Origin of the sequence: Bartonella sp. AP57NXGY (assembly GCF_042195805.1) — a bacterium.
Classification (GTDB): Bacteria; Pseudomonadota; Alphaproteobacteria; order Rhizobiales; family Rhizobiaceae; genus Bartonella.
On the sequence record NZ_JBHIOZ010000035.1, the window covers coordinates 1 to 15,349 of the forward strand.

Below are 15,349 nucleotides of genomic sequence, written 5' to 3' on the forward strand. Positions count from 1 at the left end.
ACGTTAAAGGAAATGGTCAGGTTAGAGCTTGAGAACACCATTTTTTCCATGGAAAAATTGTATGCCACATGTTGAAAGATCTAATGTTGTGGGTCTTTTTGGTGGTTCCTTTAATCCACCGCATGCGGGGCATCTTCTTGTTGCAAAAATTGCCATTCGGCGTTTGCATCTTGATCAGTTATGGTGGATGATCACTCCAGGAAATCCTTTAAAGGATTGTACACAGTTGCTCCCTTTAGAGGAGAGAATGCGATTAAGTTTTAAACTTATTGACCATCCGAAAATTCGCTTGACAGGTTTTGAAAAAGCTATAGGGAGCAAAGTATCGGTAGATACGATTTTTCATATTCTTACTCATTACAGTGGCGTAAATTTTGTATGGATTATGGGGGCAGATAGTTTTGCGACGATACATCATTGGTATCGATGGCATGATATCGTCTCTATGCTTCCTATTGCGATTATTGATCGTCCTTTAGGCAATCGGTCAGCACTTTCCTCTCCTATGGCACATATTTATCGCCGTTTTCGTTTGGATGAGAGAGAAAGTAAGCGATTACCTTTTATCAAGCCACCAGTTTGGACTTATTTGCATGGACCTTTATCTTTTCAATCTTCAACAAACCTTCGTTTGAAGAAGAATGATTTTTCTTGAACATTTCATAAGATTCTGCTTCTCTTTAGAGAAGTCTTTTTTTTAGATTCCACAACGATAAGAAAGGATATTGATCTGAAAAACATTGCACACAAACACTCTTACGATATTATGCCTTCAAAAGAAAAAAAAGTTTTTTCTGTTAGTGAGAGTCTTGAAGTTATTCTCAAGAGTTTAGAAGATACAAAAGCAGAAGATATTGTTGCTATTGATATTCGAGGGAAGTCATCTTTGGCTGATTATATGGTCATAGCTTCAGCAAATTCGCAGCGTCATGTATCGTCTGTTGCTGATCATTTATTACATACTTGGAAAGATAGTGGGCAGGGGCTTGCGCGTGTAGAAGGGCTTGCTGGAGGTGACTGGGTATTGATTGATACAGGTGATATTATCATTCATCTTTTTCGTCCAGAAATTCGTCTTTTTTATAATTTAGAAAAAATATGGATGACGCCGGATTTAAACGATACGGCTTTGCTTCTCTTCGGAGATCATTAAAATGCAAATTTCTATTTTTGCGGTTGGTCGTATGAAAAGTGGGGCGGAGCAAAAATTAGTTCAGCATTATTTGGATCGTTTTTCTAAAATTTCTGGAGATGTAGGCTTTCATTTAAAAAAGTTACAAGAGATACCAGAAAGTCGTGCTCAAACAGTTTATCAACGTATGGAGGAAGAGGGGAGAAAACTTATTGAATTTTTACCTGAAAAATGTCGATTAATTGTGTTAGATGAGCGTGGAGAATCGATTTCGTCAATTTCTTTTTCTGAAAAATTGAGGCGTTATCGTGATGAGGGCATTCGAGATGTCGTCATTGCTTTGGGAGGACCTGATGGGCATAATGAACAAATAAGGAAGCGTGCTGATTTTCTTTTATCTTTTGGTTTGATGACGTGGCCACATCAAATTGCACGTATTCTTCTTACAGAACAACTTTACCGCGCTGTAACAATTGAAAATAATCATCCGTATCATCGTTTTTAATATTTTTGTTCAATTTTTAGCACTTATTTATATGTTTATTAATATTGTTTTAGCTGACACCATTTAAAGCATCTCTAATGTATACGATGAGGTGTCATGGTTTTTGCAAATGAAAAAGCTTCTTCATAGAAAGATGCTATATTTATATGAGGAGTGCGTCATATTTGTCATTCTGCTCTTGAGTATATTTTTTTGCTTTTCTGTATCGCATGCGGAAGATACAATGAGGAGTACGGAAGTCCATAAAGAATTAGGAGAAATTCGCCAAAATATTTCACTTTCGCGTGAGCGTGTTGCTTTTCTTATGCATCAAGTTGAGCATTTAAAAAAAGATCAACGTGTTTTGAGTGATGCACTCATAAAGGCGGCTAAAGAAGAACGTATAGTAGCAGATGATATTGCTAAAAGGGAAGAAAAGCTTAAAAAAATGATAGAAAAGCGGGTACAAGTCTATCAACGTTTAAAAAATCGTCGTGCTGAATTTGCGGAAGTTCTTGCAATTTTGGAGCGTATGGGATTGAATCCGCCTCCTGCTCTTATGATACAGCCAGAGGACGCGTTGGCTTCTATACGTAGTTCTGTTTTATTAGGTACCGTTATTCCTCAGATGCAAGAGAAAACACGAGATTTAACAGAAAAACTCAAGGAGTTGACCAATTTGAGTAATTCCATTACTACGGAATATAAGGCATTAAAGACAAAGCTGCAAAATCAAGCAGAGCAGCGAAAACGTCTAGAGCTTTTATTAGACCAAAAAAACAAACTACAAAAAAAATCAGAAAAAGAACTTACAGAACAGCAACAAAAAAATATTGCTCTTGCTAAAAAAGCGCAGTCTTTAGAAGAATTGATTTTAGAGCTCGACCGTCAGTCAAAACTTAGCTCTGATGCATCAGTACAGGTACGGAAAAGTTTGCAATTGTTAGAACAGTCCAATTTTGAAAGCCGAAAAGGTTCTTTACTTTTTCCTGTTTCAGGAAAAAGAATACATCACTCTAACAAAAGTTCGCAGATTACGCGCTTTGGTGAAACGATAGAAACAGAGTCAGGAGCTGTTGTTATATCACCTGTGGATGCTTTTGTTGCTTTTGCTGGGCCATTTCGTTCTTACGGACATTTAATCATTCTCAATGTTGGAAATGGTTATCATATCATTCTTACTGGAATGTCGAGAATTAATGTAAAACAGGGGCAGTTTGTTCTTTCAGGTGAGCCTCTGGGTATAATGGAAATGCAATTTATTTCAAACAGTGTTGCATTGGATATAGGAAAAACTTCTCCAATGCTTTACATTGAGTTTAGAAAGCAGGGAAAACCTGTAAATCCAACTCCTTGGTGGCAGACTGAAAAAATAAGAAGGAGCCAAAATGATTCGTAAAGTTATTCTTTTGGTCGCTGGGGTATTGCTCGGCGCCTGTTCAATGATTATGGTGCAGTCTGTTGCTGCGAATAATGAAGATAATGCATATAAAAAGCTAGCTATATTTGGCGATGTTTTTGAGCGTGTGCGTATGCAATACGTTACAGTTCCAGATGATAAAAAGCTTATTGAAAATGCTATCAATGGCATGCTCACATCACTGGACCCTCATTCATCTTATTTGAATGCTGAAGAAGCCAAGGATATGCGGGATTCTACGAAAGGAGAGTTCGGAGGTCTTGGTATTGAGGTCACTATGGAAAAAAACTTAATTAAAGTTGTTTCACCAATGGATGATACTCCTGCTTCAAAAGCAGGTATTCTAGCAGGAGACCTTATTTCAAAAATTGATGATGTACAAACGAATGGTCAAACATTGAATGAAGCTGTTAATAAGATGCGAGGTGCTCCTGGAACACCAATTACCTTAACAATTATTCGTTCTGGCGTTGATAAGCCATTTGAAGTGAAGATTGTTCGTGATATTATCAAAGTAAAAGCGGTGAAATATCGGGTTGAAGGTGATATTGGATATTTAAGAGTTATCCAGTTTTCTGAACAGACATTAAATAATCTTCTAGCGGCAATTAAAGATATCCAATCTAAAATTCCTGAAGATAAGCTAAAAGGTTACGTCCTTGATTTGCGGCTTAATCCCGGTGGGCTTTTAGATCAAGCTGTTAATGTTTCGAGTGCTTTTCTCAATAAAGGTGAAATTGTGTCGACTCGTGGGCGCAAAAAGAGTGATGTGACAAGATTTGATGCGAAGCCAGGTGATGTCATTAATGGAAAACCGCTCATTGTTCTTATTAATGGTGGTTCAGCAAGTGCTTCTGAAATTGTTGCGGGTGCACTGCAAGATCATCGTCGTGCAACAATTTTAGGGACGCAGTCTTTTGGTAAAGGATCTGTTCAAACAATTATTCCTTTGGGTGAAAATGGGGCTTTACGCTTAACAACAGCACTTTATTACACGCCATCAGGCACTTCTATTCAAGGAACAGGGATCACACCAGATATTATTGTAGAGCAACCACTCCCTGAAAAATATAAAGGTTATGATGTAAAAGTTGGTGAGTCTGCATTAAAAGGACATATCAAAGGAAAACGAGAGAGTAATAAAGGATCTGGTTCAGCTGCTTTTGTTCCCAAAGACCCTAAAGATGATATTCAATTGAATGAGGCTTATAAACTGTTACGAGGTGAAATGGCAAATGCAGCATTTCCACCAGATCCCAATAAGGATGTGTTAAAGTGAGAATTGATATCTATAGCTTGCGATTTTGAGGAATATTAAATGGATGCAGATATTAATTTGAAGATTCTTCCATATCGCAAATGTGTTGGGATTGTTGTCTTTAATCATGAGGGGAAAGTGTGGGTTGGGCGTCGTTTAATGATGCCCATTCATGCAGATGCAGATATTGACATATCTCATCGTTGGCAGCTTCCTCAAGGAGGGATTGATGAAGATGAAAAACCATTAGATGCGGCATATCGTGAACTTTATGAAGAAACGGGTATTCGATCTGTAAAGTTGATTAAAGAAGCACAAAATTGGTTCCATTATGATTTTCCACAAGAACTTATTGGGTGCACATTAACAAATAAATATCGTGGGCAAATACAAAAATGGTTTGCTTTCCAGTTTACAGGAAAGCTTTCTGAAATTGCGATTAATCCGCCACCAGATGGCAATAAAGCGGAATTCGATCAATGGAAATGGATTGATCTAGAAACCCTTCCGTTGATTGCTGTTTCTTTTAAAAAGCACGTTTATACGAAAGTTGTCAGCGAATTTCGAGGTAGCCTTAGACCATTATAAAAGCTATATGATTATGAGAAAGCTTTTTTTATTAAGATGCTTTATATTATAATAAATAATAAACATGTTTATCTTTTATGTAAAGAACAGGAATATAAAATGAAAAAGTTATTTAATTTACTTATAGTTTTTACTCTCTTGAGTATTTCATCTGTTGCATTTGCAACAAGTTCAAAGCCTCCTGCATCAAAAGATGCGGCAGCGACATTGCCAAATGGAGCTTCTTCTTTGACTGAAACCTACGGTTTGTGGACTATTAACTGTGGTATACAAGAAGGGAAAAGAATTTGTTTTATGCACCGTCAAGAAGTAAATGAGCAGGGGCGTGTTGTTGTGGCTATGGGCCTTACTCTCGATGCTGAGGGTGTTGTATCTGGTAATTTAACAGTTCCTTTTGGCATTTTGGTTTCTAAACCTGTTCGTTTACAAGTTGATGAGGGAAAAGCTGTTATCGAAACCGGTATCCGGACTTGTGTACCAGCAGGTTGTGTGGTTCCTGTCGTTTTTGACAAAAATCACGTAGCAGCTTTACGTTCTGGAAAACAGTTAAAGTTGGCGATGACAATTGCTGCTGCAGGTGAACCAGCTTTGAATGATTTATTTGTTCAGCTAGATGGTTTTAGCAGTGCTCTTAATCGTTTGACTGCTTTGCAGAAATAATTTTAAAACTAAAAGCGGCCTTTAAAAGGCCGTTTTTAGTTTGTTTGTTTTTTATAATTAATAATTAAAACGATGAGATTTAAGATTAATCCTATAAGGGATATTCAGATTTTTTGCCGTTTCTTCTATTTTATGTGCTATTTTTAATTTTGATATTTGTTTTCTAACTGCATCGTCATTAAATAGAGAGATGAAGAATTTAGATGTCTGGTTTTTATTCAAGAAAAAAGAGTATTGAAATATAAAACCATTTTTTGATACACAGACCTGCTTTAATGAAGGTTTTCTATACGCTCTTCTGTTTCCTTGATTGAAAGGGATGACGCATGATTTATGCATTGCTTCGAACGATTGATTTGATTTTTGAGATTTATATTGATATTTTAATCGCTAGTGTCATTTTTTCTTGGCTTTATGTCTTTAATATCATAAATTCACGCAATCGCTTTGTTGTTTTGATAGGAAGCTTTCTATATCGTCTTACAAATCCCGTTCTAAGCCGTATCCGGCAAATTTTACCAAATTTTGGAACGATTGATATTTCACCTATTGTAGTGTTCATTATTATTTATTTTATTCGTACTTTTATGTGGCGCGTTTACGCAAACATGTATGTATAGAAATATTACTTGAGGCGAATACATGTTTTATCAAGTTGATAAAAATAACTTGATTTTGTTTGTATATCTCATTCCAAAATCATCTGTTGACAAAATAATAGGGGTTGAATGTAGGGATGGTGAAAAACAATATCTGGTTATACGCCTTCGTGCTGTTCCTGAAGATGGAAAAGCGAATAAAGCTCTCATTAAATTTCTTGCGAAGCAGTGGAGAATCCCATCTTCTTCTATTTCTCTGAAAAACGGTGCAATATCTCGCTACAAACAACTTTACTTTTCAACACATTTAGAAGAGCTAAAACAGATATGGCAATCCTTTAGAGATTACATCTCGTAGAAAAAATAAATAACAAAGCCTATTTTTTTATAGGCTTTATTTTATTAAAATCGTTATACTTTTTTATTGCGCTCAACAGCTTGCCTAATTAATTCATGAGCAAAGTTTTTATCACGCCATCCTTCAATTTTAGCCCATTTTCCAGGTTCCAGATCTTTGTAATGCTTGAAGAAATGTTCAATTTGTTTGAGTGTAATCTCGGGCAGGTCTGTATAGTCATGAATATTGATATAGCGTTTTGTTAATTTTGTAGTGGGAATGGCAATAATTTTTTCATCTTTACCACCATCATCTTCCATCATTAGAGCTCCGATGGGGCGAACATTAATAACACAACCAGGCATAAGTGGACGGGTATTACAGATAAGGACATCAATAGGATCACCATCATCTGAAAGCGTATGAGGGACAAAACCGTAATTTCCAGGATAAACCATTGATGTATGAAGAAAACGGTCAACAAATAATGCACCCGACTTTTTATCCATCTCATATTTTATTGGCTGCCCACCAAGGGAGACTTCCACAATAACGTTAATATCTTCTGGTGGATTTTTGCCTACGGGTATTTCCTTAATATTCATAGAGACATCCTTTCTGGAATATAGTGAGGCTCAATACAATTAAATATTTTACCAAAGAGATTATGAAATTAATTTGAAATTGATGCACGTGTTTTTTCAAAACGTTTACGTTCATTAGGATCAAGATAGAGCTTGCGGAGACGAATATTTTTAGGGGTTACCTCTACAAGCTCATCATCTTGTATCCACGATAAGGCGCGTTCTAATGTCATTTTAATGGGAGGCGTTAACTTTACGGCCTCATCTTTTCCAGAAGCGCGCATATTGGTGAGTTTTTTTCCTTTTAACACATTAACTTCTAAGTCATTATCTCGTGAGTGGATGCCAATAATCATACCTTGATAGACTTTCACACCCGCATCGATGATCATAGGTCCACGATCTTCAAGATTAAAAAGAGCATAAGCGACAGATTCACCGTTGTCATTTGAAATCATAACACCATTAACACGACCAGCAATGTCTCCTTTATAAGGTTCATAAGCATGGAAAAGGCGATTCATAATTGCTGTACCACGTGTGTCCGTTAAAAGTTCAGATTGATAACCAATGAGTCCTCGGGTTGGGGCATAAAAGACAAGGCGGACACGATTACCTCCAGAAGGACGTAACTCCACCATTTCGCCTTTACGTTCAGACATTTTTTGTACAACAGTACCGGAATATTCTTCATCAACATCGATAACAACTTCTTCGATTGGCTCAAGAGTTATTCCATTTTCATCTTTTTGCATAACAACACGTGGGCGTGAAACACTAAGTTCAAATCCTTCACGGCGCATATTTTCAATGAGAACTGCAAGCTGTAATTCTCCTCGTCCTGAAACGTAGAAAGAATCTTTATCGGCTGATTCTTCAATTTTAAGAGCGACATTGCCTTCTGCTTCTTTTAACAATCGGTCACGAATGACACGACTTGTTACTTTATCGCCTTCAGTTCCAGCAAGGGGACTATCGTTGACGAGAAAACTCATAGTAACAGTAGGAGGATCAATTGGTTGGGCAGTAAGGGGTTCATTGACAGTAGGATCACAGAAAGTATCAGCAACGGTACCTTTTTGCAGACCTGCAATCGCAACAATATCACCAGCACTTCCTTCTTCAATAGGTTGCCGTTCTAAGCCACGAAATGCTAAAATTTTTGAAATACGCCCAGTTTCTAAAAGTTTTCCATCTTGTCCAAGAACCTTGACATTTTGATTGGGTTTTAGAGAGCCAGAATGAATCCGTCCTGTAATAATTCGTCCCAAAAACGGATCCGCTTCAAGAATAGTTCCAATCATGCGAAACGGTCCTTCTGCTACACTAGGAGAAGGGACATGCTGCGTCACAAGATCAAATAAAGGACCTAATCCCTGATCTTTTGGTCCCTCTGGGGCTTCAGCCATCCATCCATCGCGTCCAGATCCATAAAGAATAGGAAAATCAAGCTGTTCATCGGTTGCGTCAAGAGCAGCGAAAAGGTCAAAAACCTCATTAATGACTTCATCAACGCGTGCATCCGGTCGGTCAATTTTATTAATAGCAACAATAGGGCGCAATCCTACTTTCAATGCTTTGCCAACGACAAATTTTGTTTGTGGCATTGGTCCTTCAGCAGCATCAACAAGTACAATGGCTCCATCAACCATATTGAGGATGCGTTCAACTTCTCCACCAAAGTCAGCGTGTCCTGGTGTATCAACAATATTAATTCGAGTATCTTTCCAAACAACAGATGTCACTTTCGCTAGGATTGTAATTCCGCGTTCTTTCTCAATATCGTTTGAATCCATCATACGTTCGCTTGTACGCTGATTATCACGGAAGTTTCCTGATTGCTTGAGAAGCCCGTCTACAAGCGTTGTTTTCCCATGGTCAACGTGGGCAATGATGGCAATGTTACGCAATTGCATAAATTTTCTTCTTTTCGTTTAATGAAATTTCATTTGAGGTAAAGTCTTTACATTCTTTGCCTGACTATTAGAAAACCTTTTACATGTTTTTTTATAATTTTGGAAGATGGAGGCAATATTTTTATGGCAAAACTATTTATCCAAGTCTTTAAGGCTCTATTGAGCTTCAATTTCTGAAGCTTCGTAAAAGTTTTTATAGTACGTATGTTCTATTCTCGAGCTAAGAATTATCCAAAAAATCACCGTCAACTTGATTTTTATCAATATGACACAAGGAATTTATATGAGCTCTTGTAAGAGTAAGTATAAAGCTAGCCATATTATTGTTGTTGTTTTGCAAAGAGATTAATAAAAATCCGGAATATCTCTCAATCCATAGCCAATTTATTGACAACTGTACAACATTCTTATTCTAAATAAAGCTTTTTCTTATTCTATAACTTGTCAATCAAAATCCAGATTTAATGCAATCGTGTATTTGAGGTAAATATTGAGACGATTAAGAATTTTATAAGAAGTTCTAGCTTTTGTATGCCAGATTAGGGCAAGAGTTATATCTGTTTGATTTATTTATGAACCCGGAATACAGTCTTATTTAGAAAGAATATGAAGGCATCCAAAGAAAATTCCCATCTTTGCTGTTAATCCAATTTATAATTTCAAAAGCATCTAAAGTAATATCTTTTAAACCATGGAGATAGTGCATTGCCTTACTTTTGTTAATTGCACTCTCTAATAGGAGTATGCTTTTCATGCCAAACAGAACACTTTAAACAGCATATACTTTTTGTTGCATATTCATGTACTTAAGAGAGATTGCTTAACGTACACTACATCCATTCCATGATAGAGCTCATAAATGATATAATATACGCGAATAGTATACTATTAACGCCTTTGTGAAGAAATATAAAGCCTGTTGAGTATCATCATGATTATTCTTTCTCAGCTGTCAATATTGCGCCAGTTTTTGATACGAGAGAGAGGATATAAGAAGTATTTTATTTTTTTTTGAATAGTTTTTAGACATACACCGATCTCGTTTGTGACTGGCAAGAAGATGACTTTAATCGATTTAATATGAGAAGCTTTATGATGAGGTAAAATTACGTTATTCGGAGCTGTTATTCAAAAAAATAATAAATTATCTATAGAGCGGTGCGCTAGAAAATAAATAATAAAGCTTATTCTCTTATGGAAAGAATCTTAGGTTACATGACAAGATTTTTCCATAAGTAAGAGTTTTTACTTTACATGTTTAAAGAAGAGTTCCTGACAAAATGAGAGAAGCTACAGAAAAATAGATTATAATGCCCATGACATCTACTAAAGTTGCCACAAAAGGAGCAGAAGCACTTGCTGGATCAAATTTTAAACCTTTAAGAATAAAAGGCAACATAGATCCAGAAAGAGAACCAAAGGTAACGATTCCAACTAAAGCTGTACCCACTGTTGTCGAAATAGCAATCCAATGTTGGCCATAATCGTAGATACCTAGTTTTTGCCAAAGAGCAATGCGCGTAACACCAATAATTCCTAATAAGAGACCAAGGGATAGTCCTGTTGGAATTTCACGAATGATCACTTTCCACCAGTCTTTCAACGTGAGTTCACGTAAAGCCAATGCACGTATAATAAGGGATGTAGCCTGTGAGCCGGAATTTCCTCCTGAGCTCATAATGAGAGGTATGAACAGTGTAAGAATAATCGCTTTTTCGAGTTCTGTTTCGAAATGTTGCATAGCGCTTGCTGTCAGCATTTCACCGATAAAGAGTAAAGCGAGCCAGCCTCCGCGTTTTTTCATCATTTCAGGAAACTTAATTTGCATATAGGGCTTATTAAGTGCTTCCATACCCCCAAATTTATAGGCATCTTCATTCATTTCATCGACCATAGTATCAAGCACGTCATCAACGGTTACAATGCCAATGACATGGTTACTTTCATCAACTACAGGCACAGAGAGAAGATCATGGCGCTGGAAAAGGCGTGCGATATCTTCATGATGTGTGAAAGGTGATATTGTAATGGGCGAGTCATGGGTAGGGACATTAAGAATTTGTTCATCAGGTGAGGCAAGAATAAGGTTACGCAGGGAAACAGCTTTGAGAAGAGTACCTGTTTTGGGGTCAATTACATAGCTGGTATAAACTGTTTCACGTGTTCGCTCGACCTCACGAATGTGATCCAAAGTTTTTTGTATGGTCCAGTTTGAAGGAACGGCTATAAACTCTGTTGTCATCAGTGCTCCTGCTGTATGATCAGGATAACTGGTGAGTTTTTTAAGTTCAGCGCGCGTTAAGGGGTTAAGCAAGGCATAAAGTCGTGTGCGGGTTTCCTTATCCATTTCTTGAAAGACGTCTGCAGCAGCATCGGCAGACATGCCATCAAGAATTTCAACAGCACGATTTATAGGGAGAAGTTCTAGGATGGCAGCAGGTTGCTCAAGCTCTGGTTTATCAAAAAGTTCGATAACATAATCAAGAGGCAGAAGACTAAGAATAGTTACACGTTCCATGATATCGAGGTCATTGATGATATCAATAGAGTCTGCAAAATGCTGGTTCTTTAACTTTTCAGCGAGAGCTTCAGGAGAAAAATTTTTGAAGTCGAAGGCCGTTTTGATTTCAGTCATGATAAAGTACCTCCTGAAGAGTTGGAGAGTTGTAAATCTAGATAATAGATGAGATAAAAACAAAAGTTTATGGAAGATTTAAAAAAAACTCCCCAGCTATATTCCCAATTGTTAATATTTGAAGTAAAGTCAAGGGTAAATTATAAGTTATAAACAAGTTTCTGAATCACTAAAACGAGAATACAGCTTAATTTGAGGATAATATAAAAACGTAAATGTAAAAATCAGTTCTGATTTTACCATCATTTCTTTAATGTAGTTTGCGATTTTCAAAAGAATCTAAAGCAATATTTTATAAAGAGTGGAGATTATGCTTTTCTCCAAGTGTTTTTGTTAATATGCAATTCTATTGTGATGTGCGAGCGAATAATCTTTATTGCTTCAATATAATATGGTTTGAATGAAAGAACTTTACGATTTTCAGGTTTTTTATTCAATAGGGTTTTGAAAGGTAGTTTTGAAACTCACGAAATAGTTTTAGTATGTTATCAATTTGTGTCGTAAAGATAATTGTTACAGTTTAAATTTATAATGGAGACATAAAGTATTATGACAAAAGCAGCAGTGCTGGACTGGAAGGGATTTTTAGGTCTTCCTGATTTTTCTTCTATAAGTGACGAAGATTTTAAACCCGCTTTTGAACAGGCACTTCAAGAAGCAGAAGAAGAACTAGAGGCAATTGCGATGGTGCAAGAACCACCAACGCTTGAGAATTTTTTGCAGCCTTTTGAGCTTTGCGGCAAAGCGCTTGATCGTGTCTGTTCAATATTTTTCTTACGCACCAGTGCTCATACGAATGTATTAATTCAACAGCTAGAGCAAGAGTTCGTTGTAAAACTTTCTCGTTATTCTTCAAAAATGATGATGGATGCGCGGATATTTGCGAAAATAGATATGCTTTATAAACAGTCGCAGTTGGGCACATTTGAGAGTGAAACAACACGTGTTCTTGAATTATGGTGGAAAAAGTTTGTTTGTCATGGGGCAAAACTCGATGAAAAAGCTAAGAAACGGCTTTTGGAAATTAATGAAAGACTTGCTTTTTTAAATGCTACTTTTGGACAAAATGTCTTAAATGATGAAGCTGAATGGATTCTGTTTTTAAAACAAACAGACTTATCTGGTTTACCGCAAGATCTCATTGCTTCAATGAAGGAAATTGCGTGTGAAAGAGGCAATGAAGAAGCGTATGCATTAACACTAGCACGTTCGATTGTTGAACCTTTTTTAAAATTCTCTGATCGTCGTGATTTGCGTGAGGTTGCATTCCAAGCTTGGGCTAAACGTGGTGAAAATAATAACAAGAATGATAATAAAACAATTATTGTAGAGATTGTTGCGCTTCGAGATGAGCAGGCTAAATTATTGGGATATAAATCTTTCGCAGATTTGAAGCTCGATAATACTATGGCTAAAAGTGTTGATTCCGTTATGGATTTGCTTATGCCTGTATGGAAGCGCGCAAGAGCGAAAGCTTCTACTGAGCAAATTGACTTACAAAATTTTGCCAACAATCAGGGCAGCAATGAATCTTTAGCTGCTTGGGATTGGCGTTATTATGCTGAAAAGCTTCGCACTGAAAAACTTTCTTTCGATAGCGCTGAGATTAAATATTATTTTCAGCTTGATCTTATGATTAAAGCGGCTTTTGGGGTAGCCGAAAAACTCTTTAGCATTACATTTGAAGAAAAAAACGCTGTTACACTTTGGCATCCTGATGCACGTTTGTGGGAAGTAAAAAAGTCTGATGGAAGTCTACTTGGGCATTTTATTGGTGATTATTTTGCACGTTCTTCAAAACGCTCCGGTGCGTGGATGAGTAGTTTGCAATCACAACATAAATTGGATGGCGGACAAAAGCCTATTATCTACAATGTTTGTAATTTTGCTAAACCACCTAAAGGGGAAGTTGCTCTTTTATCACTTGATGATGCACGTACGCTTTTCCACGAATTTGGACATGCATTGCATGGTTTGCTTTCTGATGTCACATGGCCATCTGTGTCGGGAACATCTGTTTCACGTGATTTTGTTGAGCTACCTTCTCAACTTTACGAACATTGGTTAACAGTACCAGAGATATTAAAATCTTATGCTATACATACAAAAACAGGCCATCCTATGCCACAAGAGTTGATAGATAAAGTCTTAGTAGCACAGACATTTAATGCAGGATTTTCTGCCGTTGAATTTATCTCATCAGCTTTAGTGGATATGGCTTTTCATCAAGGCGAAACAGTCACTGATCCAACAGTGTTTGAACGCCAAGAATTAGAAAAGCTGCAAATGCCTGATACAATTATTATGCGTCATCGTCCCCCACATTTTATGCACGTGTTTGCGGGGGATGGTTATGCATCTGGTTACTATTCTTATATGTGGTCGGAAGTCCTTGATGCTGATGCTTTTCAAGCTTTTGAAGAAACGGGAGATGTTTTTAATTCAGAGCTTGCTGATAAGTTGAAACGTTTTATTTACTCCGCTGGAGGAAGTCGTGATCCAGAGGAGCTTTATAAAGCTTTTCGGGGACGAATGCCTTTACCAGAGGCAATGATTAACAAACGTGGACTATAAGATATAACGGTATGGTTAACACCATGCCGTTTTCATATTATTCGAAAGGTACAGTTGCGATTTATGCAAATTTTCTCTTCATTATAGCTCTGTAAACAGAGTTTTTTATCTTATTCGCTTTTTGTTTATAGAGGAAAATAGATTTTGTATTTTAAATAGACATTATGGGAAAGAAAAATTATCAGCTCGATCTTTTTGATGCCCATTTGGTGGAAACCATGATTTTTTTATAAAACTTGACTTTCTTTTGCCTAAAAGGTGAGTGTTTTTTTGTGCCATATCATCGAGGCTCATTGGAGGCTGACGCATAATTTTACTCCGCTCTTGATTCTCTGATTCTTGTATAAGTTTTTGAATAACTTGATCGGTTGAGTAAGAATTTTCATGAGAAAAGGCATAAAAATTTGAAATATTTTTCAATGGTTTTTCTAAATAAGAGGCAAGTTTTTTCTTTCCTTCAGGGGTGAAATGCATGCCATTATTGGTGCGTAATTTGGTTATTTTTCCATTAATATCATAGCCTGAAAAAGAAAAATTTCCTGTCTCATCACTAAAGCCGCTCCAGATATCGAGAAAATACCCTCCTGCTGTTTCTGTTTCTTGTTTATAGAGCGCATTAAAAATTTTCATTTTTTGTGTCAAAAGATCATTTCCAAAAGAAGGCTGACCTATCCATATCCATGATTTTCCAGAGGCGTGAAGACTTTCAGTAATTTCGATAATTCTTTGTTTGTAGATGCGTATCCATTCTGACTGATCTGTGTTAATCATGTTATGAGAGTCTGTGATGGGTTGATTATCATTTGCACCGATCATCATGATAATAACATCGGGGCTATTTTGATCAATGAGTTTAGAAATATTGCTTTGCCAAGAATAATAATCCGTTCGAACTAAGCCGGAAGCTGGCATTGTGTTGTTCATGATAACGATATCGCTATTATTTATAAAAAATTTCTTAAGTGCATCAGCAACAGCAGAAGCTGCAAAATCCCCTATGACAAGAATGCGCTTTGCATTCTCATTTTTTAGCTTTTGTATGTTTTTTTGTGTTACGATCTTTTTTTGCGGCTTGTCTATTTTTTGTTCTATAATTTGCGGTGGCTGCTGTGTCTGTTTGTTTTGTTGTGACAACCATTTGAAGAAGTTCGTTGCTTTACTT

General features: G+C 36.7%; 14 protein-coding genes. 10 read left to right on the forward strand and 4 right to left on the reverse strand.

Features of this window, described 5'->3' with window-relative positions:
* Nucleotides 1-61 precede the first annotated feature (61 nt).
* The 9 genes from ACFIL8_RS05135 (at nucleotide 62) to ACFIL8_RS05175 (ending at nucleotide 6,499) form a co-directional block, all read left to right on the forward strand.
* Nucleotides 62-655 carry a nicotinate-nucleotide adenylyltransferase gene (locus ACFIL8_RS05135; RefSeq protein ID WP_375611862.1) on the forward strand — a complete coding sequence of 198 codons (594 nt, stop codon included), beginning with the start codon at nucleotides 62-64 and terminating at the stop codon, nucleotides 653-655.
* A 111-nt stretch (nucleotides 656-766) separates the two neighbouring features.
* The gene (gene rsfS, locus ACFIL8_RS05140; protein WP_375610572.1) at nucleotides 767-1,153 is read left to right on the forward strand and encodes a ribosome silencing factor; all 387 of its coding nucleotides are present in this window, start codon (nucleotides 767-769) and stop codon (nucleotides 1,151-1,153) included.
* 1 nt (nucleotide 1,154) lies between these two features.
* Complete coding sequence (gene rlmH, locus ACFIL8_RS05145) at nucleotides 1,155-1,637, forward strand: 23S rRNA (pseudouridine(1915)-N(3))-methyltransferase RlmH (protein WP_375611861.1); 483 nt, start codon at nucleotides 1,155-1,157, stop codon at nucleotides 1,635-1,637.
* Between the two features lie 133 nt (nucleotides 1,638-1,770).
* Entirely contained in the window at nucleotides 1,771-3,015 is a 1,245-nt protein-coding gene (locus tag ACFIL8_RS05150; RefSeq protein ID WP_375611872.1) for a murein hydrolase activator EnvC family protein, read from the forward strand.
* Complete coding sequence (locus tag ACFIL8_RS05155; RefSeq protein ID WP_273790634.1) at nucleotides 3,005-4,315, forward strand: S41 family peptidase; 1,311 nt, start codon at nucleotides 3,005-3,007, stop codon at nucleotides 4,313-4,315. Before ACFIL8_RS05150 ends, ACFIL8_RS05155 begins: the two co-directional genes overlap by 11 nt.
* A gap of 39 nt (nucleotides 4,316-4,354) precedes the next feature.
* Complete coding sequence (locus ACFIL8_RS05160) at nucleotides 4,355-4,882, forward strand: RNA pyrophosphohydrolase (protein ID WP_375611860.1); 528 nt, start codon at nucleotides 4,355-4,357, stop codon at nucleotides 4,880-4,882.
* Between the two features lie 99 nt (nucleotides 4,883-4,981).
* The gene (locus ACFIL8_RS05165) at nucleotides 4,982-5,542 is read left to right on the forward strand and encodes an invasion associated locus B family protein (protein ID WP_273790632.1); all 561 of its coding nucleotides are present in this window, start codon (nucleotides 4,982-4,984) and stop codon (nucleotides 5,540-5,542) included.
* Nucleotides 5,543-5,868: 326 nt separating this feature from the next.
* On the forward strand, nucleotides 5,869-6,162 hold the full coding sequence (locus ACFIL8_RS05170) for a YggT family protein (protein ID WP_375611859.1): 294 nt from the start codon (nucleotides 5,869-5,871) through the stop codon (nucleotides 6,160-6,162).
* 22 nt (nucleotides 6,163-6,184) lie between these two features.
* The gene (locus tag ACFIL8_RS05175; protein ID WP_375611858.1) at nucleotides 6,185-6,499 is read left to right on the forward strand and encodes a DUF167 domain-containing protein; all 315 of its coding nucleotides are present in this window, start codon (nucleotides 6,185-6,187) and stop codon (nucleotides 6,497-6,499) included.
* Between the two features lie 53 nt (nucleotides 6,500-6,552).
* Here ACFIL8_RS05175 and ppa read toward each other — a convergent pair whose 3' ends face one another.
* The 3 genes from ppa to mgtE all read right to left on the reverse strand — a co-directional run bounded on the left by ppa (nucleotide 6,553) and on the right by mgtE (nucleotide 11,613).
* Nucleotides 6,553-7,083, reverse strand: a complete 531-nt coding sequence (gene ppa / locus ACFIL8_RS05180) for an inorganic diphosphatase (protein WP_375611857.1) — start codon at nucleotides 7,081-7,083, stop codon at nucleotides 6,553-6,555.
* Between the two features lie 68 nt (nucleotides 7,084-7,151).
* Nucleotides 7,152-8,978, reverse strand: coding sequence for a translational GTPase TypA (typA, locus tag ACFIL8_RS05185; protein ID WP_375611856.1), 1,827 nt, complete (start codon nucleotides 8,976-8,978; stop codon nucleotides 7,152-7,154).
* A 1,258-nt stretch (nucleotides 8,979-10,236) separates the two neighbouring features.
* A complete protein-coding gene (gene mgtE, locus ACFIL8_RS05190) occupies nucleotides 10,237-11,613 on the reverse strand; it encodes a magnesium transporter (RefSeq protein ID WP_375606748.1) in 1,377 nt (458 codons plus the stop codon).
* Nucleotides 11,614-12,162: 549 nt separating this feature from the next.
* On the opposite strand from mgtE, the gene ACFIL8_RS05195 reads away from it, so the two are divergent.
* Nucleotides 12,163-14,187, forward strand: a complete 2,025-nt coding sequence (locus ACFIL8_RS05195) for a M3 family metallopeptidase (protein WP_375632269.1) — start codon at nucleotides 12,163-12,165, stop codon at nucleotides 14,185-14,187.
* Nucleotides 14,188-14,349: 162 nt separating this feature from the next.
* Here the strand turns inward: ACFIL8_RS05195 and ACFIL8_RS05200 are convergent.
* A partial coding sequence (locus tag ACFIL8_RS05200) for an SGNH family hydrolase (RefSeq protein ID WP_375689060.1) occupies nucleotides 14,350-15,349 on the reverse strand: 1,000 nt, incomplete at its 5' end.